The organism is Cohnella sp. 56 (assembly GCF_037963805.1).
Lineage (GTDB): Bacteria > Bacillota > Bacilli > Paenibacillales > Paenibacillaceae > Cohnella.
This window is the reverse complement of the sequence record NZ_JAZDQE010000003.1, coordinates 593920-618197: the sequence shown is the minus strand read 5'-3', so window position 1 is coordinate 618197 and position 24278 is coordinate 593920. Positions and strand designations below refer to the sequence as shown.

The 24278-nt window shown below is 61.2% G+C and carries 15 protein-coding genes; 3 read left to right on the top strand and 12 right to left on the bottom strand.

Annotation, left to right across the window (positions count from 1 at the left end; translation table 11 throughout):
• Positions 1-45: 45 nt before the first annotated feature.
• From VQ071_RS08245 to rpiA, 5 genes are all read right to left on the bottom strand, one after another.
• Entirely contained in the window at positions 46-1632 is a 1587-nt protein-coding gene (locus VQ071_RS08245) for a DUF2339 domain-containing protein (protein ID WP_340513430.1), read from the bottom strand.
• Entirely contained in the window at positions 1629-2339 is a 711-nt protein-coding gene (locus VQ071_RS08240) for a YwaF family protein (protein WP_340513429.1), read from the bottom strand. Before VQ071_RS08240 ends, VQ071_RS08245 begins: the two co-directional genes overlap by 4 nt.
• Before the next feature lie 124 nt (positions 2340-2463).
• Positions 2464-3156, bottom strand: a complete 693-nt coding sequence (locus VQ071_RS08235; protein ID WP_340513428.1) for a response regulator transcription factor — start codon at positions 3154-3156, stop codon at positions 2464-2466.
• Positions 3122-4636, bottom strand: a complete 1515-nt coding sequence (locus tag VQ071_RS08230; RefSeq protein ID WP_340513427.1) for a HAMP domain-containing sensor histidine kinase — start codon at positions 4634-4636, stop codon at positions 3122-3124. The genes VQ071_RS08235 and VQ071_RS08230 overlap by 35 nt, the downstream gene beginning before the upstream one ends.
• A 163-nt stretch (positions 4637-4799) precedes the next feature.
• The gene (gene rpiA / locus VQ071_RS08225) at positions 4800-5495 is read right to left on the bottom strand and encodes a ribose-5-phosphate isomerase RpiA (RefSeq protein ID WP_340513426.1); all 696 of its coding nucleotides are present in this window, start codon (positions 5493-5495) and stop codon (positions 4800-4802) included.
• A gap of 134 nt (positions 5496-5629) precedes the next feature.
• Here rpiA and VQ071_RS08220 point away from each other — a divergent pair, with 134 nt between their 5' ends.
• Together VQ071_RS08220 and VQ071_RS08215 are read left to right on the top strand one after the other, a co-directional pair.
• Positions 5630-7588, top strand: coding sequence for a helix-turn-helix domain-containing protein (locus VQ071_RS08220; RefSeq protein WP_340513425.1), 1959 nt, complete (start codon positions 5630-5632; stop codon positions 7586-7588).
• Between the two features lie 91 nt (positions 7589-7679).
• A complete protein-coding gene (locus tag VQ071_RS08215) occupies positions 7680-8690 on the top strand; it encodes an iron-hydroxamate ABC transporter substrate-binding protein (protein ID WP_340513424.1) in 1011 nt (336 codons plus the stop codon).
• A 62-nt stretch (positions 8691-8752) separates the two neighbouring features.
• On the opposite strand, the gene uvrA is transcribed toward VQ071_RS08215, so the two are convergent.
• From uvrA to VQ071_RS08185, 6 genes are all read right to left on the bottom strand, one after another.
• The gene (gene uvrA, locus VQ071_RS08210; RefSeq protein WP_340513423.1) at positions 8753-11617 is read right to left on the bottom strand and encodes an excinuclease ABC subunit UvrA; all 2865 of its coding nucleotides are present in this window, start codon (positions 11615-11617) and stop codon (positions 8753-8755) included.
• 464 nt (positions 11618-12081) lie between these two features.
• On the bottom strand, positions 12082-12582 hold the full coding sequence (locus VQ071_RS08205; protein ID WP_340513422.1) for a hypothetical protein: 501 nt from the start codon (positions 12580-12582) through the stop codon (positions 12082-12084).
• Entirely contained in the window at positions 12579-14072 is a 1494-nt protein-coding gene (locus VQ071_RS08200) for a TIGR02679 domain-containing protein (RefSeq protein ID WP_340513421.1), read from the bottom strand. The genes VQ071_RS08205 and VQ071_RS08200 overlap by 4 nt, the downstream gene beginning before the upstream one ends.
• Positions 14069-18202 carry a TIGR02680 family protein gene (locus tag VQ071_RS08195; protein WP_340513420.1) on the bottom strand — a complete coding sequence of 1378 codons (4134 nt, stop codon included), beginning with the start codon at positions 18200-18202 and terminating at the stop codon, positions 14069-14071. The genes VQ071_RS08200 and VQ071_RS08195 overlap by 4 nt, the downstream gene beginning before the upstream one ends.
• 18 nt (positions 18203-18220) lie before the next feature.
• Positions 18221-19453, bottom strand: a complete 1233-nt coding sequence (locus VQ071_RS08190) for a TIGR02678 family protein (RefSeq protein WP_340513419.1) — start codon at positions 19451-19453, stop codon at positions 18221-18223.
• Complete coding sequence (locus VQ071_RS08185; RefSeq protein ID WP_340513418.1) at positions 19450-20988, bottom strand: TIGR02677 family protein; 1539 nt, start codon at positions 20986-20988, stop codon at positions 19450-19452. Before VQ071_RS08185 ends, VQ071_RS08190 begins: the two co-directional genes overlap by 4 nt.
• Positions 20989-21170: 182 nt before the next feature.
• On the opposite strand from VQ071_RS08185, the gene VQ071_RS08180 reads away from it, so the two are divergent.
• Positions 21171-22064 (top strand): hypothetical protein, encoded by an 894-nt coding sequence (locus tag VQ071_RS08180; protein ID WP_340513417.1) that lies wholly within the window; start codon positions 21171-21173, stop codon positions 22062-22064.
• A gap of 182 nt (positions 22065-22246) precedes the next feature.
• Here the strand turns inward: VQ071_RS08180 and uvrB are convergent, their stop codons facing one another.
• Complete coding sequence (gene uvrB, locus VQ071_RS08175; RefSeq protein ID WP_340513415.1) at positions 22247-24235, bottom strand: excinuclease ABC subunit UvrB; 1989 nt, start codon at positions 24233-24235, stop codon at positions 22247-22249.
• Positions 24236-24278: the final 43 nt, after the last annotated feature.

Sequence of the window (24278 nt, the reverse complement as noted above, 5' to 3'; positions counted from 1 at the left end):
CGTACTTTTTCCCATACCCTCGCATTATAAATCGGATGGCCCCTCTTATCTACCATCTATAACCTTATTTCCCGCAGGCGACCATCTGCCGTTAACCCAAGTGACGAGGAACGAGATGCCGCCGAGCGCGAGCAGGACGAGCACCTTGAACAGCGTCTCCTCGCCCCTCAGATCGAGAAGCACGGCCTTAAGCGCCACTGCGACGAGTACGCCGGACCCGAACCATCGGAACAACCGCTGGCGGCTGTATGCGCCCCAGACAAAGAGCAGCAGCGCGTATACGCCCCAGACGAACGAGAGGCTGAGCTTGGTCAGCATATCTGCTCTGCCGCCCCAGTCGTAGGCATCGAAGATGCCGACGATCTGCACTGTCAGCAAGCCGAAGATCACCAGATGCGACATCAGTGCAAAAAAGTTCGATACGAGCGGACGATCCGACGCCGCCAGGCCGAACGCCCGCCGACCCGTCGAATAATAGAAGCCCAATGCCGCCAGCACGATCCAGGACAATGCGCCCCAGTTCAGAAACGGCACGAACGTCCCGAACCAGTCGCCGCGCGGGGTCCACCAAGTGACGGAGAACCAGTAAATGCCGACGATAAACCAGACCGCCATGGACAATACCTCCGGCAGCCAATGCTTGCGGAGTCGTCCGGCGGCAGCCAGCAGCATGGCCACGCCGGTCCACAGGTAGACGTTCAGCATCGGCTTCACGTCAAGCCCGCTGCCGAGCTGCGTGAGCGCGACCAGCGTCAGCAGCGCCCCGCACAAGCTGTGGCTGAGCGCATAGACGAGCGTGCGGCCGGATTGACGAAGCACGAAGGCGCCCGCCGCGAGGAAGAGTACACCGATGAACGCCAGCGTGTAGCCGTAGTGCAGCTCGCCTTGCAAAATGAGAAGCGCCCATACGCCGAAAAGGATGCCATTCGCCAGGCTGAGGTACATATTCATGCCGTCGAAGCAGCGCTTCAGGCGCCAGCTGGCGGCCAGGCAGCCGATATGATAGAAAAGGAAGGCTGCGACCGCATAGCGGATCGGCATGCTCCATATCCCTGCCGTGAGGGGATCGAACCAGAAGAAGTAGACGGCGTACAGCGCCCAGGTACCTGCAAAAGCCACAGCGCGCAGCTCGCTCCAGCCCTTCGCAATGCTGAGAGAGAAGAAAGCGGCGTTCAGTACGAGCAAATATAAAAACAGCGCGAACACTTGATCCGTCTCGGGCAGCATCAGCATCGGGGCAAGCAGTCCGCCCGCCAGCGCGATATTCATGAGCAGCCGCGAATCGAACCGCCAGGCGTAGGCCACAGCCAGCGCGGTCACGGCGGACATGCCGAGCAGCACGGTCATCGGCGCCCACAGATCGTACGCGATGCCGGCGAAGGAGATCGTTGCATACAGGACGCAGATGCCCAGTCCGATCGCAATCTCGCCCGCGACGGCATGCTTCAGCCGGATCGCGAGCTGCATGCCGGCCAGCGTGAAGCCCACGCCGCACAGCAGGCCAAGGCCGATCTTCATCGGATCGGTGATCCATCCCCGGTCGATCGTGTATCGGAACAGCGTAATAAACGCAGCCAGTATCAGCGCGACGCCGAGCAGCGACGTCCAGTGCTTGCGCAAATGGTCGGTCATGTCGATGAGGCCTCCTTCGGATGAGGGGAATTGCCCGCCAGCAGCCGGTCCGCCAGCTTGACGAGCGCGAGCAGCAGCAAGCACAGCGCCAAGGCGACGCCCTCCAGCTGCAGCAAATACCAGGGCCACGGGCCGAGCAGATCGAGCAGCGAGGCGGTCGGCGGCTTGCGGGCGAGGAACATGAAGTTCGTCCCGGCCAGCGCATCGGCGATCGCGGCAGGCACTGCAAGGAGCTGGAGCCAGCCGAAGGCGCGCAGGGCGGACCGCAGCGTCGGACGATAGCCCTCGACGATCGTCATGTAGAGGTTGGAGACGACGATCAGAATATGGCCGATGAAGAAATGCGCGAAGCCGAGCGTCGGGAAGGGAGCTGCGAGATCGGGCGTCGCGAGCGCCTGAACTGCACCGAGTATACCGAGGAAAAAGGTGACTTCGTAAAGCCTCCGGCTGCCGGTCAGCATCATAATTGCGGTAAGCCAGATCATGAGGCTGCACAGCTCGAACGGCAGCGCATAGACGTCCCACTCCCCGGTGACCGCGCGCTCCGCCAGCATCGTCGTCTCGACGACGGCGGCTGCGGCGGCCAGTCCGAGTCGGACCCGCCTCGCGCCGCGCAGTTTTCTCCGCCACAGGCATATGCCGGCGATTAGCGCAGCCATCAGCCCGAGCGCAGCCCAATGCGGCGCCGTGTACGGTTCGAATGCCATCTTCTCGTCCTCCCTCCGCTCTGCCTCACACCCTTATTTTAGGAAAGAAGGGCAAAAAAAATAGTACCAACTTTTCGTGGTACCATCGTTTTGCCTATGATAGCGAGCGGTCGTGCTGCCGACGTCAGCTGTCTTCCTGCTTTCCCTTCGCCTCGAACAGCCCCATCTCCCTGGCTTGCCTGGCCGCTTCTTTGGAGCCGGGGACGCCGAGCTTGCGGAGGATGTGGTTGATGTGGTTTTTGACCGTGCGGATGGAAATAAACTGCCGGTCCGCGATCTGGGATTGGGAGTAGCCGCGATCCACCATCTCGAGCAGCTGCAGCTCGGCGGGCGTGATCAGATCCTGCAGCTGCTTGACCTCGAACGCCCGCTCCAGCGCCTTGAGCCGCTTGAACTCCTCCCGCATCCGCTCGGCGGCGGCGGGACTGATCGGGGCTTCGCGGCGGGCGGCGGCCCGGACGGCATCGGGCAAGCCCTCGAAGTCAGACTTCAGCTGATAGTCGATCGCCCCTGCCTGGAAGGCGCGAAGGATCAGCTCCTTCTCCTCCATCGAGGTCAGCATGATGACCCGTGCGCCGCAAGCGGCCGCCGTCTCCTCGGCGAGCGCGATACCTTCCGGCGCGCCGTGCAGCATGATGTCCATGAGGACGACATCCGGCCATGATGACCGCTCCTCCTCCGTGAGCGCGCGGCGCACCTGCTCGGGATGCCCGCTGGCGAGCGTCACCGCCAGGTCGGACGGCTCGTTCAGATAGGCGGCCAGCCCCCGGCGCCAATCCTCGTCATCCTCGACGATCCACAGCTTGATGATGTCCATCAGGATAGATCCCTCCTCTCTCGACTGCCGGCGCCGCATCGATCGGATGAGCCCTGACGCTCCGCTTGGGCAGCGTCAGATAGACTGTCGTCCCTTCGCCGCGCCTGCTGCGAATGCTGAGCGCGCCCCCATGCTTGCGCATCACTTGATACGCATAGGGCAATCCGAGGCCGAAGTTGGCGCTCCCGCCCTTGGTCGTGTAGAAGGGCTCGAGCGCGCGCGCACGCTGGCTGCGCCCCATGCCCGGACCGGTGTCGGCCACTTCGATCGTCAGGTCGCGCCTGCCGGCGGACAGCCTGACCGTGATTGTGCCGGCCGCAGTCTCCGGCGAAGCGGCCGATGCTGCCTCCGGCGAGCCGGCCAGCGCCGCTTCCGGCACACGGACTGCGCCTCTCATCGCCTCCGCGGCGTTGGCGACGAGATTGTTCAGCGCTTCCCCCAGCTGCGCGGCATCGACCTCCGCTTGCCAATCCCGGGCGGGCAGCTCCAGCCACAGCCGGATGCCGCCGCCCAGCTGAGGCTGCAGCGTGGCGAGCGTGCCGCGAACGAGACCGCCGAGCGATACGCTCGACCGCATGAGCGCCAGGTCGCCCGTGCGCCGGTGTACGCGAGCGATCATCTCCTGCATATGCAGCGAGGCGGCCAGCATCGTCTCGATGTCCTGCAGCAGCTCGGGCTGTCCGGTCCGCTCCGCATACCGCTTCATTTTTTCCCCGAACAGCCGCAGCTTCCCTGCGTCGTTCTTCATCGCATGGTTCAGAATAGCCGTGCCCGAGTTGACGGCTCGCCAGGTCGTATCCAGCCGCCGCCGGTCGACCAGCAGCCGGATGCCCATGAAGCCGTAGCTGAACAACCCGATGAGGAACACCGCGACGGCGAGCGAAGCCACCCAAGCATTGTATACCCACATCCGCATCAAGCCCAGGCTCGGCAGCACATAGCTCATGACCATGAGAAAAAGCACCGGCGGGAGCACGGCGAGGCATACGATCCAGTAAGTCGGCGCAAGCGGCGTGTGACGCGGCCGCAGCAGCAAAATATGAAGCGCGCCATACAGGATGTACGGCACCGCCCACCAGACGACGATGTCGAAGGAAATTGGATAGCGCTCGGTATACCCGGGCGTGAGCAGCAGACAGCACGCGATCGGCAGCAGCAGAACGACCGGCAGGCCCAAGCGAACGGCGGGATGCAGACGAATCGGCCGAAAAGCCAGCGCGAACAGCAGGAAGGCGTAAGGAACGCCGTAGTAGGAACTGAGCGAAGCCCACGCCTGCAAATGATACAGCGGCCGCTCCCAGCGATCGCGGACGGCCCCTTCGGCCAGCGCAGGAATGATGTTCATGTCGAGGACGGCGGCCATCGCGCCCGCGCCGCTCAGAAAGGCGACGGCAGCCAGCCTGCGCGACGCAGACGAGCCCGAGCCCGCCGCGAGCAGAAAAAGCGCCACCGCCCACAAGGCCGGCCATACGAAAAGCATCCGACAACCTCCTTCCCTCGCTTCGCCAATCCAAATCAAGTCCGCACTGACCAAGTCTGTCCCCCGGGTTTCTTGCAGCCGGCGTCGTTGGCCGAATCAAACTCCGTCCGGGCTCGACTGTCTCGCAGGAAACCTTCGCAAATCCTCGGATGGCATGCCGTATTTACGCCTGCGGCGACCGCGTCAGAGATTTAATCGTACCGCCCTCCATGGCGATGATAACCCGCTCCGCCATGCCGACGAACAACCCGTTCTCCACGACGCCCGGGATAAGGTTGAGCGTCGTCTCCAGCGCCGCCGCATCAGCAATAACGCCGAAGCGGCAGTCCGCGATATAGTTGCCGTTGTCGGTGACGTACGGCTCCCCGCCGCTTGAGAGGCGGAGCTCGGGATGCCCTCCCAGCTCCGCGAGGCGCTCGAGCGTCAGCTTGCAGCCGAACGGCACGATCTCGACCGGCAGCGGGAAGCGCCCGAGCGCCGCCACTTCCTTGGAGGCATCGGCTACGATGACGAGCCGCTTGCTGTGGGCGGCGATGATCTTCTCCCGCAGCAGCGCGCCGCCTCCCCCTTTGATCAGGTTCAGGTCATCGTCGGCTTCGTCGGCGCCGTCAATAGTCAGATCGATGCCGCCCGGCGCGATGTCGTCCAGCGGGACCAGCGTGATGCCCAGCGAGCGCGCCAGCTCCTCGGACCGCACCGAGGTGGGCACGGCCGTGATCTTCAGCCCCTCTCTTACGCGCCTGCCGATCTCCATGATGGCCCAATAAGCGGTCGAGCCCGTCCCCAGTCCGACCAGCATGCCGTCCTCGACCAGCTTGACGGCCTCTTCGCCCGCCCGGCGTTTCGCGTCGTCTCCCATTTGCCGCACCTTCCTCGTTCTCGATTCTTGTGAATGTATATCCGCATTATAGCAATTAACCCCGTGTTTTTCTCATGTTAAACTGAAGTTGTCCCCACATTGTAGTCCCCAACTCGCGCATGAGGAGCCTTGCGATGTTTCTTAAAAAGCAAACCGTACGCAAAAACGGAAAAACCTATTGCTACTATCGGATCGTCTCTGCCTACAGAGACGACGAAGGGCGCACCCGGCACCGCACGGAGCGATACATCGGCGCGCTGAGCGACGAGGCTGCCGCCGAGCTGCGCAAGCGGCTGCAGGGCGGCGCGCACAGTGCGGCCGGATCTGCCGCGGGGCTGCGCAAGCAGCTGCGAGACGGCGCGTATAGTGCGGCCGGGCTTGACGCAGGGCTGCACAAGCAGCCGCGCGAAGGCGTGCGCGGCGCAGCGGCCGAACCTGCCGGGCGCGTCTCCGATCGGCATACCGCCGCTGCCGGCGCGGCCTCTGCCTTCCTGTTCCGCGATATGAGCGAGATCGTATATGCGCCATGGGCGCCATGGGAATGGAATGTGACCGACAGTGACGTTCTGCTGCTCGTTCGCGACGGCCAGGGCGAGCTTCGAATCCGCGGGCGCAAGCATGCGCTGCGGGCGGGCTCGGTCATCTTTTGTCCGGCTGGCCGCGGGATACATATCGGCAATCCGTTCAAGCAGCGGCTCACGCTCGACAAGATTGCTTTCGTATCGGTCGAGCACCCTGCCGTCTCCGGCATTCGGCCCGAGGAAGGCGACGGCGCCCCTGTACGTGTCATCGCGGCGCCTTGGCGCGCGAATGCATTCGCGCCCGCCTCTCCGGAACGTATCGCCCGGTGGGTGCGTCAGCTGCGCAGCGCCTCGACGGACAGCCGGGGCGATCCGATCGGGACGCAGCTCGCCTTTTACCAGATACTCGGCGCCGTATTCGAGCCTGGCGCTCCGGCAGCCGAAGACGGCGGAGCCGCGGGCTGGATCGACGAAGCGATCCGTCTTATCCGGGCCTGCTTCCACGAGCCGCTCTCCCGCGACCGCACGGCCGCCGCACTCGGCATCAGCCCGGCCCACTTCTCCAGGCTGTTCAGACGCGAGACGGGCTGCAGCTTCGTCGATTACGTGTGCCGGACGCGGATTCGGCACGCCCAGGAGCTGCTGCTGTTGTCGCCGGACAAGAGCATCGGCGAGATCGCCGAATCGAGCGGCTTCCAGAGCGAGCACTACTTCAGCCGCAAATTCAAGCAGGCCAAGGGCTGTTCCCCAACCGCCTACCGCCTCAGGCCGAGATCGTATGCCGCACTGTCCCCGCATATCGCCTCCTGCTTGCTGACGCTGGGCGTCGTGCCGCGAGTCGGCGTACTCGAGCCGTGGATGGAGGATGTTTACGGACGTCGGCTGAGTTTGAACGAGATGCGCGTCTTCGGGGAGCTTGGCGAGGAGGCGCTGCGCGCATTGGAAAAAGCCCAGCCCGATCTCATCCTCGCCGGCGAAGGCGACGCGCACTGGGAGCAGCTGCGCGAGATCGCGCCGGTCATCGCCGTTCCGGACCTGGACGACGACTGGCGCGAGCCGCTGTTCCTCATTGCGAATGCGGCCGGATTGCGCGATCGGGCGGCAGCCTGGGCAGACCGCTTCGACCGGCTTGCCGCCGAGGCCAGGCTGCGATTGTCCCGTGCGATCGGTCCGGACGACACCGTCGGCATCGTCAAGATCGTTTCGGACAAGCTTTACGTCTACGGCCGTTCGACGAGTATGGGCGGCTGCGTCATTTACGATACGTTGGGATTGCGCGCACCCGCTGCCGTCCGCGACGAACTGTTCAAGCCCTGCCTCCCGAACAAGCCGATCGAACCGCATGAGCTGCCGCATTACGCCGGGGATCGCCTCTTTTTGTTCGACTACCGTTCCAAATGGTATCCCGACAAGCCCGGCTGGATGCAATCCGACGCCTGGCTCGCGCTGACAGCCGTCAGGAACGGCCACGTTTATATGCCGAACCCGGATCTCTTCTATAGCTACGATCCGCTGTCGCTCGAGCTACAGCTCGAACACGCCGTGAGTATGCTGACATCACATTCAGGATGATCGCACAGCATCGATGTGCATGGACTTGGGCGGGTGTAAATGGATATGATTCAACTAATAATGATTCTCAATATCATGGAGGTTTGAATCTATGCTCGCTTCACCCCGCAAGTCTCTATTCGCGTCCGTCGCGCTGGCCGGCGCGCTCGTCGTGCTCGGCGCATGCGGCCAATCCGATACGGCACCGTCCGCTTCTTCCGGTCAACCTGCGTCTCTCCCGGCATCGACCGCTGCCGGTCCTTCTTCCGACACGCCCTCCACACGCATGCTTAAAACCGTCAAGGGAGAAATCGAGATTCCGACCGATCCGAAGCGGATCGTGGCCGGCTACTATCACGGGACGCTGCTGGCATTGGGCATGCAGCCTGTCGGCGGCAGCAAGGACTGGTGGATGGGCAGCCCGTTTTTGAAGGAACAGGAGGCGGCCATGACCGACATCGGATCCCCGGCATCGACGGAGAAGGTGCTGGCGCTGAATCCCGATCTCATCGTCATTAACGATACGCTCGTCGACCAATACGACAACTTTTCGAAGATCGCCCCTACGCTGCTGGTGGAGTACAGTTCCATTCACAACATTCGCGAAGAAGTGAAGGTGTTCGGGGAGTTGCTGGGAAAACAAAAAGAAGCGGATGCCTGGCTGGCGGGCTATGCCGCTAAAGCCGAACAGGCGCGAGAGAAGCTGAAGGATACCGTCAAGCCCGGCGCTACGGCAGCGCTGCTCGAGATCGACGGCAAGTCGCTCGCCGTCCTGGGCGACAATTACGGCCGTGGCGGGGAAGTGATCTACAATGCGTTGCAGTTCCAAGCGCCCGCGTGGATAAAACAAAACGTCATCGACAACGGCGTACAATATCAGGAGATCTCCATCGAGAAGCTGCCCGAGATTGCCGATACGGATTATATCTTCCTGTCCTCCTATACAGAGACGACCGCAGAGGAATTGCAGGCGCTCATCGACAACCCCGTCTGGAAGAGTCTCCCTGCCTACAAAAACGGCCATATTATACCGCTCGATTATAAAACCTATTTCTACTTCGATCCCGTCTCCGTGCTCGGCCAGGTCGATCGCCTGACGGAAGCGGTGCTGCAGCACAAATAAAAACGGCGGAGCGCCGGCCAGCCTCTCATAGGCTTGCTTCGCTCCGCCGCCCTCGGACAGCGTCACACCTCTACCGCAGCCAATGCCGCCTCGGTACGTGCCCTGTCCCGCTCCAGCACGGGCCCAAGATACTTGCCGGTGTACGACTTGGCGTTGGACGCCAGCTGCTCCGGCGTGCCTACGCCGACGATCGTGCCGCCGCCGCTGCCGCCCTCGGGTCCAAGATCGACCAGATAGTCCGCCGTCTTGATGACGTCCAGGTTGTGCTCGATGACGAGCACGCTCTCGCCCGAGTCGACCAGGCGCTGCAGCACCTGCAGCAGACGGTCGATATCGTGGGCATGAAGGCCGGTCGTCGGCTCGTCGAGAATGTACAGCGTCTTGCCGGTGCTGCGCCGGTGCAGCTCGGCGGCCAGCTTGACCCGCTGCGCCTCGCCCCCGGACATCGTCGTCGACGGCTGGCCGATCGTCATATAGCCGAGGCCCACGTCCAGCAGCGTCTGGAGCTTGCGATGAATGCGGGGGATGTTCTGGAAGAACGCCGTCGCATGCTCGATCGTCATCTCCAGCACTTCGGCAATGTTCTTGCCCTTGTACTTGACCTCAAGCGTCTCGCGGTTGTATCGCTTGCCCTTGCATATCTCGCACGGCACGTAGACGTCAGGCAGGAAGTGCATCTCGATCTTGATGATGCCGTCGCCCTTGCAGGCCTCGCAGCGCCCGCCCTTCACGTTGAAGCTGAAGCGGCCCTTCTTGTAGCCGCGGACCTTGGCTTCGTTGGTAATCGCGAACACGTCGCGGATATCGTCGAACACGCCCGTGTACGTCGCCGGATTGGATCGCGGCGTACGGCCGATCGGCGACTGGTCGATGTCGATGACCTTCTCCAGATGCTCGAGACCGAGAAGTTCCTTGTACTGACCGGGGCGCACCTTCGCCTTGTTCAGATCGCGCGCCAGCGTCTTGTACAGGATCTCGTTGACGAGCGTCGACTTGCCCGAGCCCGATACGCCCGTCACGGCCGTGAAGACGCCGAGCGGGAACTTGGCGCTCAGGTTCTTGAGATTGTTCTCCGTCGCGCCCTTCACCTCGAGCCAGCGCCCGTCGGGCTTGCGGCGGGAGAGCGGCACCGGGATAAACTGGCGGCCGCTCAGATAGGCGCCCGTCAGCGAATTGTCGTCGCGCATGACCTCCTCGGGGGTACCCTGGGCGACGACCGTGCCGCCGTGGATGCCGGCGCCCGGCCCTATATCGATCAGGTAGTCGGCCGCCATCATCGTATCCTCATCGTGCTCGACGACGATAAGCGTATTGCCGAGATCCCGCATATGCTCCAGCGTCTTGATGAGCCGGTCGTTGTCCCGCTGATGCAGGCCGATGCTCGGCTCGTCGAGGATGTACAGGACACCCATCAGGCTGGAGCCGATCTGCGTGGCCAGCCGTATCCGCTGCGCCTCTCCCCCGGACAGCGTGCCCGCGGCGCGGGACAGCGTCAGATAGTCCAGGCCGACGTTCACGAGGAAACCCAGGCGGCTGCTGATCTCCTTCAGAATCAGGTTGGAGATCTGCTTGTCCTTGGCGTTCAGCTCCAGCGCGTCGAAGAAGTTCATCGCATCGCCGATGGAGAGCGCGGTGACATGCGCGACGTTCTGGCTGCCGACCGTGACAGCCAGCGCTTCCTTCTTGAGCCGCTTGCCCTTGCAGCCCTCGCACGGCTTGGCGCCCATATATTCCTCGATAAACTCACGGATCCCGTCCGACGCCGTCTCCCGGTAGCGGCGCTCCAGATTCGGCACGACGCCCTCGAACTGGACAAGCGCGTCGCGCGTATAGCCGAATTCGTTGGTGTAGCGGAAGCGGATCTTCTCAGGGCCGGTACCGTAGAGCAGCAGCTTCATCTGCTTGTCGCCGAGCTCGGAGACGGGGACATTCGTCGGAATCTTGTAATGCTTGCAGACGGCGGCCATGAACTGCGGATAATAGGTGGAGGTGCTGCCCGCCCATGCGGAAAAAGCACCCTGCTCGATGCTCTTGGACTTGTCGTGCAGCAGCAGATCGGGATCGACGACCATCTTCACGCCGAGCCCGTCGCAGTCCGGACAAGCGCCGAACGGCGAATTGAAGGAGAACAGCCGCGGCTCCAGCTCGCCCATCGAGAACCCGCACACCGGGCAGGCCAGATGAGAGTTGAACATCAGCTCTTCCTTGTCGATAATATCGACGATGATCTGGCCGCCGGACAGCTTGAGCCCCGTCTCCAGCGAGTCGGCGAGCCGCGTCGCCACATCCTCCTTGACGACGATCCGGTCAATGACGACTTCGATCGAATGCTTTTTGTTCTTCTCCAGCTCGATCGGCTCGGACAGATCCATAATCTCCCCGTTCACCCGTACGCGGACGAAGCCTTGCTTCTGAATATCGGCCAGCAGCTTCGTATGCTCGCCCTTGCGGCCCGATACGACCGGCGCCAGAATCTGCAGCCGGGTGCGCTCCGGATACTCCATGATCCGGTCGACCATCTGCTCCACCGTCTGCGAGGTGATCTCGATGCCGTGCTCCGGACAATGCGGCTTGCCGATGCGCGCATACAGCAGACGCAGGTAATCGTATATCTCGGTCACCGTGCCGACGGTCGACCGCGGATTGCGGCTCGTCGTCTTCTGGTCGATGGAGATGGCCGGCGACAGCCCTTCGATCGAATCGACGTCCGGCTTGTCCATCTGACCGAGGAACTGGCGTGCGTATGCGGAAAGGGATTCCACATATCTGCGCTGTCCCTCCGCGTATATCGTATCGAACGCTAGCGAGGACTTGCCTGAGCCGCTAAGACCGGTCAGCACAACAAACTTGTCGCGCGGTATGGTCACGTCGATATTTTTAAGATTATGGGCGCGTGCGCCCTTGATGACGATCTGATCGCTTCCCACTGCGTAATCCTCCTGTCGTAACGGCCTGGCTCGCTATCCGCGCCGCCTCCGTTCACGTTCCCGTTCACATAAGAATATGTGTTCTCATCTCATTATACTTGCCGGTGAACTGGTACGCAAATGGAAATCCCAGCTATGCGACGGAAGCGCTTCTTAAGCTCCTTACACCGATTGGCTGCTGTTAGACCCAGAATGAGCGTCGGAACCCATTTATGAGCTGCTTATTGAAATGCAAAAAGCCCGCCGACGGCGAGCTGTTGGAGACCACTGTTATGACAAAGCATGCTAACGAAATGATTCCTGCCGACGGCGCTCGATAAAATTCTTCATATCTTCATGCGCCTGGTCGCGCTGCTCCGGAGGAATTGGTCTTGTCATGACTGCGTCCTCTAAAGGACGAACTGCAAGCGGACGGACGGTAACGGATGGCAGCCTAGCGTCAAGAGGCTTTGCCTTGCGCATGATCATCCACTCCTTTGATCCCAGTATACCTCAACCAGTCTTCTGGATTCAATCGGAGGAATAGCCAAATGGCGATTTTTGACATTCACGACTTCCATACCGTAATAGTCGATATAGTGAGCGATTAAATTCGACTTGGCCTGGAGCAGTACATACCCTTCACCGTTTTTCTCCAAGCTGGTTTTACAGGCTTTGGCAAACAGAAGCTCGCCAGCATTGATGAAACGCTGTGTAGGCTTTCGGTTAAATGGCGCTTTTTCGGCCAATGCAAGCTCGACAAAACCTTCTCGGATTGCTATGGAAACCAACCCTTGAATGGATGTATCGCCCATTATTTGAAGCTTATAAGCAGAGAAGGGTTGATTCGGTTGAAGATAAATTCCCCAATCAATCCCACGTGTCCAGCCATCGCTTTTCCTCAATTGCACCATGTCCTTGCGTGTCAGCGGGCTGAAGTCGGCATCGTAAACTTCACCGGCGCGATGAATCAGTTTCCAGCTCACATCGTCTCCTCCTTGCCGGTGAAAATGTTCGTCCATCTCGGCAAGCGAAGTATTGACCCTTCACTAGCATTCGCGAAGTCCTGCAGCAGCCCATCGATCCAAGCTTCCTGATGCACCTTTCGGCCTGTTTGCCGCATCAATCCGCACAGATCGCTATCCCAAGATACGCTCATGCTTCCCAGCCGTTCAAGCTCAGCGTTGTCGAATGCGGGTCCCGGACAGCGAGCGGACATTTCCAAGTATGCGACCGAATCGAACCGCCACGGAATGAAGCGCTCCGGCCACAACCGCTGCAGCGTCTGCGCCATGATCAGTCCCTTGATATCAAAATCCCCGGCGTAATAGAGCCGGCATGTTGGCGGCGATACCTCCAAGCAGCGCTGCATCCAGCGGATCGCCGCGGCGCTCGCGGGACCGCTCGTACAGATAAGCGCAATCGTGTAGCCGTCTGCTCCGAATTCGGCAATTCCGAACGCGTCTAGGATGGTGGAGAAGACCGCCGGATTCTCGACTGCATAAATACGTGAGCAGGAAGGGAAACGGCCTGCCGATTCGGCTTCGACCTGTCGCAGCGTCCAAACCGTCGGCAGCGCAGGGCGACCTGTCTGCGGGATGAACCAATGTACGATCGACGACAGGTCATCGTCCAGAATGCCGGCACGACGGTACAACTCGCGCAAACGCAGCGATTCCGAGCCGTCAACGCTCTCCATTCCTCGTTCGTCTGATGCGTCCGGATCACCCGCTCCGGATCGCTCCTCGTCGTTCTCCGCATCCGGCTCACTCATCAAATCCGACCCTGCTGTCTCCATGCCAAGCCTCCGCCCAAGCGCCGCTATCAGCAACCGGCCTGCCGGACGGTTCAGATCCAGCATGTGTGCGTCCCCGCTGACGCGGGCCGCGAGCACCGGCAGCCGGATCGGCTGCTTCTGTCCTTCGCGCTCTCCGATGCCCTGCAGCCAGCATAGCGCGCGGACTGTCGCTACCAGCGCAGCGCGAGCCGCCTCCGGGTCCGCTCTGTAGCATTCCCGCAGCGTACGCAGCCCCGGTCCCGTGCCCCGCTCCATCTCGTCCAGCCAGCTCGCTCCTGCCGACTCTGCGCCCAGCAAATTTCTCTCAGCTTCCCGCACTTCCTCGAACAGCCGCTGCCATAGCTGTCCTTCCCCTGCCTGCCGCTCGCTTCTCGTGAGCAGCGGCTTTCCTTCCAGGGCGAGATGCAGCTCGAGCAGACCGATTCCGAATGCCGACTCCCGCAGCTCCTGTTCAAACTGCTTGAGCGGGATCGGAATCGACTCGCCGGCGCGAAAGTATCGTCCGAAGAACTCGCCGAGCGCTTCGCATTCTTCCTGCGTCGCCTGCTCCAGCACCGCCTTCCCGCCGATCCGGCCAAGCGAGGCATACTTCCTCCACACGGCTTCCAATGCCTGCCGGAACCCTTCGCGGCTAAAGTATGCGGCTGCACGACGAAGCGAGTCGTTGTCTGCGTTCAACCGGCTTCATCCCTTCCGTGCACATATTCCTTCACCTGCCCATTCCACCGATAGTGGAACAACGTGACGAAATCGACATCCTTCGGACGGTAAATTTCGTAGATGGCCAGCTTCGGCACCGTATCGTAGCAGCCCCAAAGCACCTGCGACGTCATCATATAATCAAAGCCCATCTCCGTGAGCAGTTGGAACATATCGCGCATATTTTCCTCATCCACGCCGGCGAAGGCTTCGTCCAGCGAGATCAGCTTCGGCGCGTCCGCACGGGCGTCCGAATAACGCGACCAAGTGGCGGCGAACAGCGGAATGTACATCGCCATCGCCTTCTCTCCCCCGCTCAACACATTAAAACGCGAATCAGTAAGCGGCCGGTAGCCCGTCTGCTCACCTTTGCGATACTTCAGCTCGAACTGGAACCAGTTCCGGTAGTCCAGCACTTCGTACAAATGCTTGCGCAGCGACTCCTTCTCGCTTTGCGCCGACTGCTTGGCATAACCGATCTGCGAACGGAAATGCTGGATCATCGCATCGATCTCATCCTCGCGCAATCGGTGAGAGTCGCGCTTCAGCAGCTCGACCAGCGCGGACGTATCCAACTGCTGCTCATTTTGCGCCGCCTTCGGGTCCCAGTCCAGCTTGAGCCTGAGCCCGCTGGACGTATTGCGCTCTTCCATCAGCCGGTTCATCCGCCGGACCCAGCTCTCCGCCCGGTGAATGCGCTGGCGAATCGCCTTGCCGACGCTGCGAAGGATAATTTCCTCGTACAGCTCGCGATCCTTTTCGCTAAGCAGCAAGCGCTGCTGCTCCTCGTCGCGCGTCAGCTCCTCCAGCAGCAGCTGCAGCGACTGCGGGCGCGCGCGATCGCGCTGCGAACGAATTAAAATTCGTCCCGTCTCTTCGTCGATCTCAGCTTCCAGTACATAATCGGTCAGTACACCCCGCACTTCGTTGTATAGCTCAAGCAGCGAATTTTTCAACGTGTCCGCATTTCTGCCGGAGAACGCAGCGTCGTATCGCTGGCGAATATCGGCACCGAGCCGCACCGCTGCTTCTCGATCTTCGACAGACACGTACACATCGCGCCAATCCGGGACGAGCCGACGCTTCAATTCCCGATGCCAGCCGGCTGACGCCTCCTCCAGAAGCTGTTCCAGCTCCTCCTCGCGTTCCCTATACAATCGCACGCTCGCATCGGCCCGGGCCGACGCTTCCTTGGCTTCCTCCAGCCTCACCTGAATCGCTCGCAGCTCCCTGACCAGTCCGGCGCGCTCGGACTTGAGCGATACGATGCGGCGGGACACATCGGCCAAGCCCAGCTCCTCCATCACGCTGCGCAGCGACGCGACTTGGGCGCGCAGCGAGCGCAGCCGCTCGTCCAGCTCATCGATCATCGACTCGTCGTCCTCAATCGCTTCGGATAGCGATTGCCGCTCGGTCCGCAGCGCTTCAATGCGAACGGATGTCTCGACGCAGCGGCTCCAGAGCGAGTACAGCTCGCCGATCGCGCTCTCGTAGTCCTTCGAAGCCGACAAAGCCTCTTCCAAATCCTTCAGTCGCTTGAGCCGCGTCCAGCCGGCCGTCAGCTCGCTTAGCTGCCGCTGGGCTTCGCGCCATTCGACCGACTTCTCCTTGAAGCGTTCAACGACTCTACTCTCATGGTCAAGCGCCGCCTGCAAACGGTAGGACGTCTCCAGCAGCGACTGAAGGCTCTGCTCCAGCTCCGCTGCGGACGGGAACGACTCGGCTTCCGTGAGCAACAGCCGCTCTCGTTCCTGAAGCTCGGAGAGGCGCCCTTCCAGCCCTCTCAGCCGCTCGCCGAGCTGCTCCAGCTCGCGCTGCAGCCGTTCGATCTCCAGCCTTCTCGTCTGCTCGCGTGTCTCCTTGCCGATATATTCCGCCCGGGACTTGGACGCCGCCGAACCGGAGAGCGGTCCGAGCCGAAAATAACCGGAGCCGGAGACGACCGCGCCGCCCCCGTCAAAGTCTGCGACATCTCCCTCTTCGACCCAAAGAAATGTGCGCAGCGCCGTGTGGATCGTCTCCTCGCTCAGTCCGCTGTCCTCAGGCGGCGAGGGAACGAGCACATCCGCCAGCGTATAGCCGAACTCGTGCGGTGACGGCGCGATCCACACGTCCTCCTGCCCTTCCGCCGCCGCGCCGACCCTGCCGTCCGGCGAGATCCAGGCATCGAGCAGTCCGGCACGCTCGAGCGCTTCCTCAATCCGTGTCTGCCGTTCACCCCCCAGTCCCGTTCGAAAATCGCATACTGCATAAAGCGGCGCGCCGCTGCCCGCCGGCAGCCCGCTCCGGCGCCTGGCTCGCGCCTCGCTGCGAGCCGGCTCCGGCTCGCGGTAAGCTTCCCATGACTGCTTCTCCGATTGCAGCCGCTCCCGCTCGTCTTCAAGCTCCGACTTCCCGTGCTGCAGCCGCAGACGCTCCGCCGTCAGCATCTCCCGCTTCTCGGCCAGCGCCTCCGCCATCGGCGCCCGGATCGTCTCCGGCGAACGCGCATCCTGTCCGAAAGCCGTGATGGACTCGAACGAGCGGCGTAACCGCTCGTCGCCGTACGGCAGCTCGCGAAGCGATCCTCGCCATACGACGACGGCCTCGCGCAGCGCCTCCTTGTGTCCCTCCAGCAATCTGGCCGCCTCGGCCTGATCGCGTTCGCGCGTGTCGCGCTCCTTCCGCGCCGCACCCAGTTCCCGCTCCAGCTCGGCCGCCAGACGCGCCGCCTCCTGCTCCTCCCGCGCCTTGGCCAGCGCCTTCTCCAGCGCCTCGCGATGCCGGCGCAGGTCCCGCCGCCAGGGCTCGCGCCAGCCGTCGTGCTCCGGATCTCCTCGCTCCCAATAGCGGTGATAAACGGCATGCTCGGCAAATTCAAGCTCCTGCGCCACGGTCTCCAGCTCCTGCAGCGTCTCCTGCTGCTCCGCCGTCAAGCGGTCGCGCTTGTACGTCTGGTCTTCCAGTTCGCGGTCGACCGTCGCTTGCTTGACATTCTGCCTGTCCACGCGCTCCCGGGCCCGTTTTAGATGCTGCTCGGTATCCTGCTGAGCCGCGGTTGCAGCTTCCAGCTCGCGCTGCTTGCCGATCGCCTCATGGTTCTCCAACACGTCCAGCTCGGCCGCGATTCGCTTCAGCTCCGCATCCGCGCGCTCGCCTTCCTCGGCCGCCGCATGTTTCGCTTCCTCCGCTTCCGCAAGCATCGTTTCCATTCCGGATGTTTTCGCGCGCTGCGCGCCGTATTCTGCATGGCGCTCCAGCATGAGCGTCGACAAGTCGTACAGCATCCGTTTGTTGTAGCGATCGTACACATCGTTCAGCCGCTCCGTGTCGCGCTTGTGCAGACGCAGCTCGTCCAGCCTGTCGGCAATCTGGTCCATGTCCTCGAGCACCTCGGACAGCGGGCGGAGATCATCCTCCTGCAACGGCGGCAGCGAGCCGTGCAGAATCTCGTAAATCGCCGACGGCTTGAAGTCCTTGGACAGCTTCGGGCTGCGCAGTTGAATAAGCAGGTGAAGCAAGTCCTGGAACGATTCTGCGTCGGCGAAGCCGAACAGATGCTTGTTGACCATATCGCGATAGCCAGCCTGGTCATGAACGACCTCGCCGCCGGAGCCGATCTCCTTCTCCAGCTCCGTCCGGCCATACGGCACGCGCTCCTGCGTCTCCAGCCAGCGGTTCCGGTCGTAGAGCCAGAAGCTCTCGCCGATCCGTCGACCATTGTCGAGACGGAAGCCCCAGAACTGCACGGACGCCGCGCCCCGCCTTGCGCGCAGCCCGATGCCGATCGTCTTCGTCAAGCCGCGCGACGGCTGAACGAATTCCATCCACAGATAGCCCGTCACGTCCGTCTTGCCGCTGTCCGCTTCCCCGAGCAAATAATATTCGATTCGCCTGTCGCGCGAGCCAAACGGATCGAGCCGATGCGAGCGCTTGTCGCCGTCCAGCACGAGCGGCAGGAAGCTCTGCATCGTGACCGACTTGCCCGAACCGTTCGCCCCCCGCAGAATGAGCCGGCCTTCCTCCGTCTCGAAGATCTCCTCGTCGTAATACCAGAAATTCAACAAGCCGACACGGGACATGCGCCAGCGTTCCGTATCCCCTTCAAGCCGGTTCCGTTCGTCCGTCATTCGACCGTCCTCCTCCCGTTACTCTTGCCCGAAGTCCATATTCGCGTAGTCCGCATTCCATCTGGCGACCGCCGGCGACACGAGAATATGATTCGCGTCCTCCCGCTCGGCAAATCGCCACTGCTCCATATGCCCCACTACGATCGCCGCCAGCTCGGCGGAAGACGCTTCCCGGAATTCCTTGCTCCAATACATGCCGTAGCGTTCCTTGAGCTTCAGGAGCATACCCTCCAGCTCCGAGCGCTCGAGCCGAATAGAGCCGTCCGGCTCGACATAACGCGAATGGTCCTCCCTATTGAGCTGCCGTCGCAGTTCGCCGGCCATGAGGAGCACCAGGTCGGAGGCGCCGGACAATGTCGGGAACAGCTCCGCCTCGCCGGTCAGCTCGGGATGGAAGAACAGCAAGCCCTCGCGGTACCGCCGCCCCTCCATCCCGAGCATGCGCTGCAGGTTGTCCATAATATAGCGCCGCTGCGTCAGCACATAAGGCAGCAACTCCTCTTCCCAGTGACGATCCAGCACAACCGGCTCGAGCAGGAAGCGGCGGAAGACGCGATGTCGCTTCCGAGCATTGGTCCCGTCCAAGGTGTCAGCGTATCGGACCGGATCGGTCAGCTCCTCCATCGCGCTGTAAGCGGTCAGATCCTGCGGGAACCGCCGCAGCACATAGCGCGAATGCGGCGAGCATTCGTACAGCGCGTCGTTGCTTTCGTTGTGCGCCCAATCGTTCTCATTGCCGTCGACCAGCACGAGCACGCCGAGCGAGACGAGCTTTTTCAAGGCACGAATCATCGACAGCCGATGGTGATAGTGGCGCCAATCCGCAGCAAGCCCGCCCGTCGCCATCTGTTCGCGGACTTCCTCCACAATATCCGACAGCAGAAACTGATCCATCTCCGTCTTGCCTTCCAGGTACCAGAGCGCGTACGTAAAAAGTACGTAATCGCGGACCTCCCTGAATTCCTCAAAGCCCATCCATTCGTGCGCGACTACCGGCGTCCGTTCCAGCTTCGCCAGACTCCGGGTCACGATCAGCGAAAAGCCGGCCCGGTCCATGAACCATTCCCGCAACTCTTCGTAATGATCCTTGACTGAAAAGTACAGCTCCGGATCGTCTTCCTTCAGTATCCATGGACGGTTCAGCAACGCATGCGCACATGCCTGCTTGCGCTCCAGCGCCATCGCCGCATTCGCTTCAGACCGCAGCGTTCTCCCGGCCCGGCGAATCGCCGAGCTCCTCGCACCGCTCATTCCGCCGCACTCCCTTCGATCGCCGCCGCCGCTTCCCGCACCGCCTCCGTCAATCCGAACGCAAGCTCGTAGTCGGGCAGATGCAGCTCGCCATCCTCCGACCGCAGTACCGTCCGCCCCGTCGTGCGGGGGTTCAGCATCTCGATGCGAACGCCTTCCGGCGTCACGAACGTATGCTTGGGCGCCGACGTGCATCTGCCGATCCATTGGAGCAGCCGCAGCCTCATCTGCACAGTCACCCGGCCCAGCTCGGAGATTTGCAGCCGTCTCCGCTCCACCAGTTCACGGATCGCTTCCCACTCCTCCGCCTGGCGCTGCAGGTACGCTTCCCGCTCGCGACGCTTGCGCTCCGCATTTTCCGGTACCGGCTCCGTATCCGAACGCTGGCCCCGCTTTCGGCTGCGCGATCTGAGCGTACGGATCGTCGGCACTTCGTCCCACATCGACTGATCCGCCCGGTCCGACTGCCGCAAATCCTCTCCCTGAAGATGGCGCGTGCTGAACAGTCCGAACGTCAATCCAGCGAGCCGATGCGCGTCGCCCAGCTCCTCCAGCCGAGCGAACCATTGACCCAAGTACTCCAGCTCCTTCTTGCGGCTGACGCCCGAGCGCTTGCGCTCCTGCATGCGAATGACGCTGCGCACGATGCGCGCGATCGCGTCCTTCGTCGCCCGCTCCAGCAGCGTCAGCTCGGACGGCGCGAGGCCGTCGCCCAGAAACCAGCGCTGCAGGTTCGTCCAGCCCTGTCGCTGCTCCTCCAGCAGCGTCTCCTGCGACGGCATCTCCTCCAGCCGCGGCTTGTCCATCTCTTCCGCTGCGACCCGCTCCAGGAATGGCTCCCAGATGCCGGCGTTAACGCGCTCCAGATTGCCCTCAATCTTATAAGCGCTTCGCTGCAGCGCCTGAATGAAGTTCTGCAAATAATTGGTCAGCCGATCCTTGAAAACGAGAAACGACTCGGCGACCATCATCTCCTCCGCCTTCGCTGTCTGCAGGCTGGCGATATAATCGGCTGCGTTCTCATGCAGCTTTCTGAACGCCTCGTACAGCGTCGCCCACAGCTCCGATGCCGCGCCCGGGGTCGTCTCCCAATCCATCCGCCGAATCTTGAACAGCTTTTCCGCGATCGTGTCAAACAGATTGGATTCCAGCGAGCCGCCGTAGCCGGTTACTTTCTCCAGCGTCTCCAGCAGCCGCTCGATCTCGATCGAGTACGGACGCATCAGATACTGCATCTTCTTCTTCAAATATTCTTCAAGCGTAGCCGCACGGCCGCCGTCGTGCCTCGATGCCAGGTTGCCCCATTCCTCCAACTGTTCCAGATCCGATACGCACTGCTCCAAGGTATATTCGGAGAGCTCCGCCAAGCTGCTGATGCCCTCATAAACTTCCTCCGGCTTCATCCAGTATTTAAGCCTCTTGTACTCCTGATAGAAAAAACGCATGATTGCCCGATAGCGCACTACGTTATCCGCATTTGTATACTTCAATTCGGGCACGCTTCGCAGCGTACGATAACCAGCCTTACTGTCCATCTGCAGACCTCCTTCCGCCAATGCTATTCCCTCCATCGTAAGTAAGAAGCCGCAACTCTGACAAGAGCTTCCTTTTTTCGCAACAGAAGTACAGTCCTATGTACCAGTTCACCGTTGCTGTCTATTTTAAGCTTGTATAAGATACAAATATAGCGAGTCATGGCAGAAACGAGGAGTTAGATATGTCCAAAGAAGCTGCAAGCGGCCTTGAAGAGCAATTGTTTCGACAATTAAGAGGGTTACCCGGCGAAAAAAGGCAGAAACTGATTGACGATATCAATCGTTCGCTCGATATTGACGAGGCCACGATCCGGGAAAGAACGCATGCGAACAGACTCCGCTGTCCCCATTGCGGAACGACTGGGCAGATTGATAATAATGCGGCTTCGAATGTAATTATCTGTTATGGCAATGTGAAGCCCGGTAGCAAGCGGCAGCGATACATGTGCAAAAGCTGCAAATCGTACTTTAACGATCACACGGGAACTGCGTTGCATAAAACGAAGAAGCTGAAACTCTGGCCCGTCTTCCTCAAATATCTGCTGGACGGATTGCCGATCCGCCGCGTCGCCAGGGAAACGGGAATCAGTCCCACAACCGCACAAGCCTGGCGCAAGAAGCTGCTGACGCATCTGGCCGAGAAGCAGCAGGCATCCCTGTCCGGCATCGTTGAATACAATGAGCTTGCCGTTAAGGCATCCCGCAAAGGACAACGCAAGCCGCGTACATCCGACTCCGAAGCAAGCAAAAAGCTTATATTTTGCAAAAGCCGAGGCGGGAATGCTAGTGTCACTCTTTGTTCGCTGCAGGAGCTGAAGCAGCAATTCGCAGAGGCCGTCAACCTCTGGCATAGCGAACTTGCTCCGGCGACTCCGGCCTCAAGCGCCGAACGCAAGCTGCTGCATACCAAGCTGGCTGCCCCCTTCGCCGGACGCTTCGCCGAAGAGTATGCCCGCATGCGCGGAACCGCCTCCGACTACTTGCCGCTCTATGCTGCCTGGCACCAGTTTCAGGACGAAACGCAGCACTTTACTTTAAGAGAGAGGATTCGTAGATTACTGTTCGCTGGTTTATAAACATTTTTTTAATCAGAATATATCTGTAATAAATAAGTTTGATTGAGAGGGTTCCAGCTGCAAATACCAGTTGATATTTGGTACATGGACTGAAAACGTGTACTTACAAGGAAATTGACGCATATATGCCCAACAAAAAGCCCCCGCCCGGCAATAAGCCGGGACGGAGGCATCGTTTACATTTACATGCTTGCCTTGAGCTCCATCAGCGCGTCGCGCAGCTCGGCTGCGCGTTCGAACTGGAGGTTCTTGGCCGCGTCCTTCATCTCCGCTTCGAGACGATTGATGACGGATTGGCGATCCTTCTTCGTCAGCTTGTCGACGTCCTCGAGACCCGTCAGATATGCGCTCTTCTGCTCGGCGACCTTCGTCGCTTCGATGACGTCGCGCACCTTTTTGCGGATCGTCTGCGGTGTGATGCCGTGCTTCTCGTTGTAGGCGGTCTGGATCGTGCGCCGGCGCTCGGTCTCGCCGATCGCCTTGGCCATCGAGTCCGTAATTTTGTCGCCGTACATGATGACTCTGCCCTCGCTGTTGCGCGCGGCCCGGCCGATCGTCTGAATGAGCGAGCGCTCGGCGCGCAGGAATCCTTCCTTGTCGGCGTCGAGAATGGCAACTAGCGTGACCTCCGGCAAGTCGAGACCTTCCCGGAGCAGATTGATGCCGACGAGCACGTCGAACGTGCCGATACGCAGGTCGCGCAGGATCGCCATCCGCTCCAGCGTCTTGATGTCCGAGTGCAAATAGCGGACCTTGATGCCGACTTCCTTCATATAATCGGTGAGATCCTCCGACATCTTCTTGGTCAGCGTCGTCACGAGAACGCGCTCATCGCGCTCGATGCGGATGCGAATCTCCCCGAGCAGGTCGTCGATCTGCCCCTTCGTCGGGCGCACCTCGATGATCGGATCGACGAGACCGGTCGGCCGAATGATCTGCTGCACCATTGTCGGGCAATTCTCAAGTTCGTATGGTCCCGGCGTCGCTGATACGTAGACGAGCTGTTTGGCCTTGCCTTCGAACTCTTCGAAGCGCAGCGGCCGGTTGTCCTTCGCCGAAGGAAGGCGGAAGCCGTGGTCGACGAGCACGGTCTTGCGCGCCTGGTCGCCATTGTACATCGCGCGCACCTGCGGCAGCGTCACATGGGACTCGTCGATGACGATCAGATAGTCGTCCGGGAAAAAATCCATGAGCGTGTACGGCGTCGCGCCGCGTTCGCGGAACGTCAGCGGGCCCGAGTAGTTCTCGATGCCGGAGCAGAAGCCCATCTCCGCCATCATCTCAAGATCATAGCGCGTGCGCTGCTCCAGCCGCTGCGCCTCGAGCAGCTTGCCCTGCTCGCGCAGCTCGGCCAGCCGCTCCTCCAGCTCGCGCTCGATGTTGACCAGCGCGACCTTCATCTTCTCCTCGGCGGTCACGAAGTGAGACGCCGGGAAGATCGCGACATGCTCACGCGAGCCGATGATCTCGCCCGTCAGGACGTCGATCTCGGTGATCCGCTCGATCTCGTCGCCGAACATCTCGACCCGGATTGCGCGGTCGCCGACCGATACCGGGAAAATCTCCACGACGTCGCCGCGTACGCGAAACGTGCCCCGCGTGAAGTTCATGTCGTTGCGCTGATACTGGATGTCGACCAGCTTGTGCAGGATTGCGTTGCGGGACTTCTCCATCCCAACCCGGAGGCTCAGCCGCAGATCGCGGTATTCCTCCGGTGAACCGAGGCCGTAGATGCAGGAGACGCTCGCCACGATGATGACGTCGCGCCGCTCGAACAGCGCGGACGTCGCGGAGTGGCGCAGCTTGTCAATCTCGTCGTTGATGCTGGAATCCTTCTCGATATATGTGTCGGACGACGGAATGTACGCCTCCGGTTGATAGTAATCGTAGTAGCTGACGAAGTATTCCACGGCATTGTCCGGGAAAAACTCCTTGAACTCGCTGCACAACTGGGCCGCAAGCGTCTTGTTGTGGGCGATGACAAGCGTAGGCTTGTTCACCTTGGCGATCGTCTGGGCGATCGTAAACGTCTTGCCCGTACCCGTCGCGCCGAGCAGCGTCTGATGCCGCTTGCCCTCGTGGATGCCGGCTACCAGTTGCTTGATCGCTCCCGGCTGGTCGCCTTGCGGTTCGTATTCCGATTGCAGCTTGAATCCGGACGGCACTGCCATGCTTAAGCTCACCTCCGCGTCTTATAGACCAAAGTCCTATATC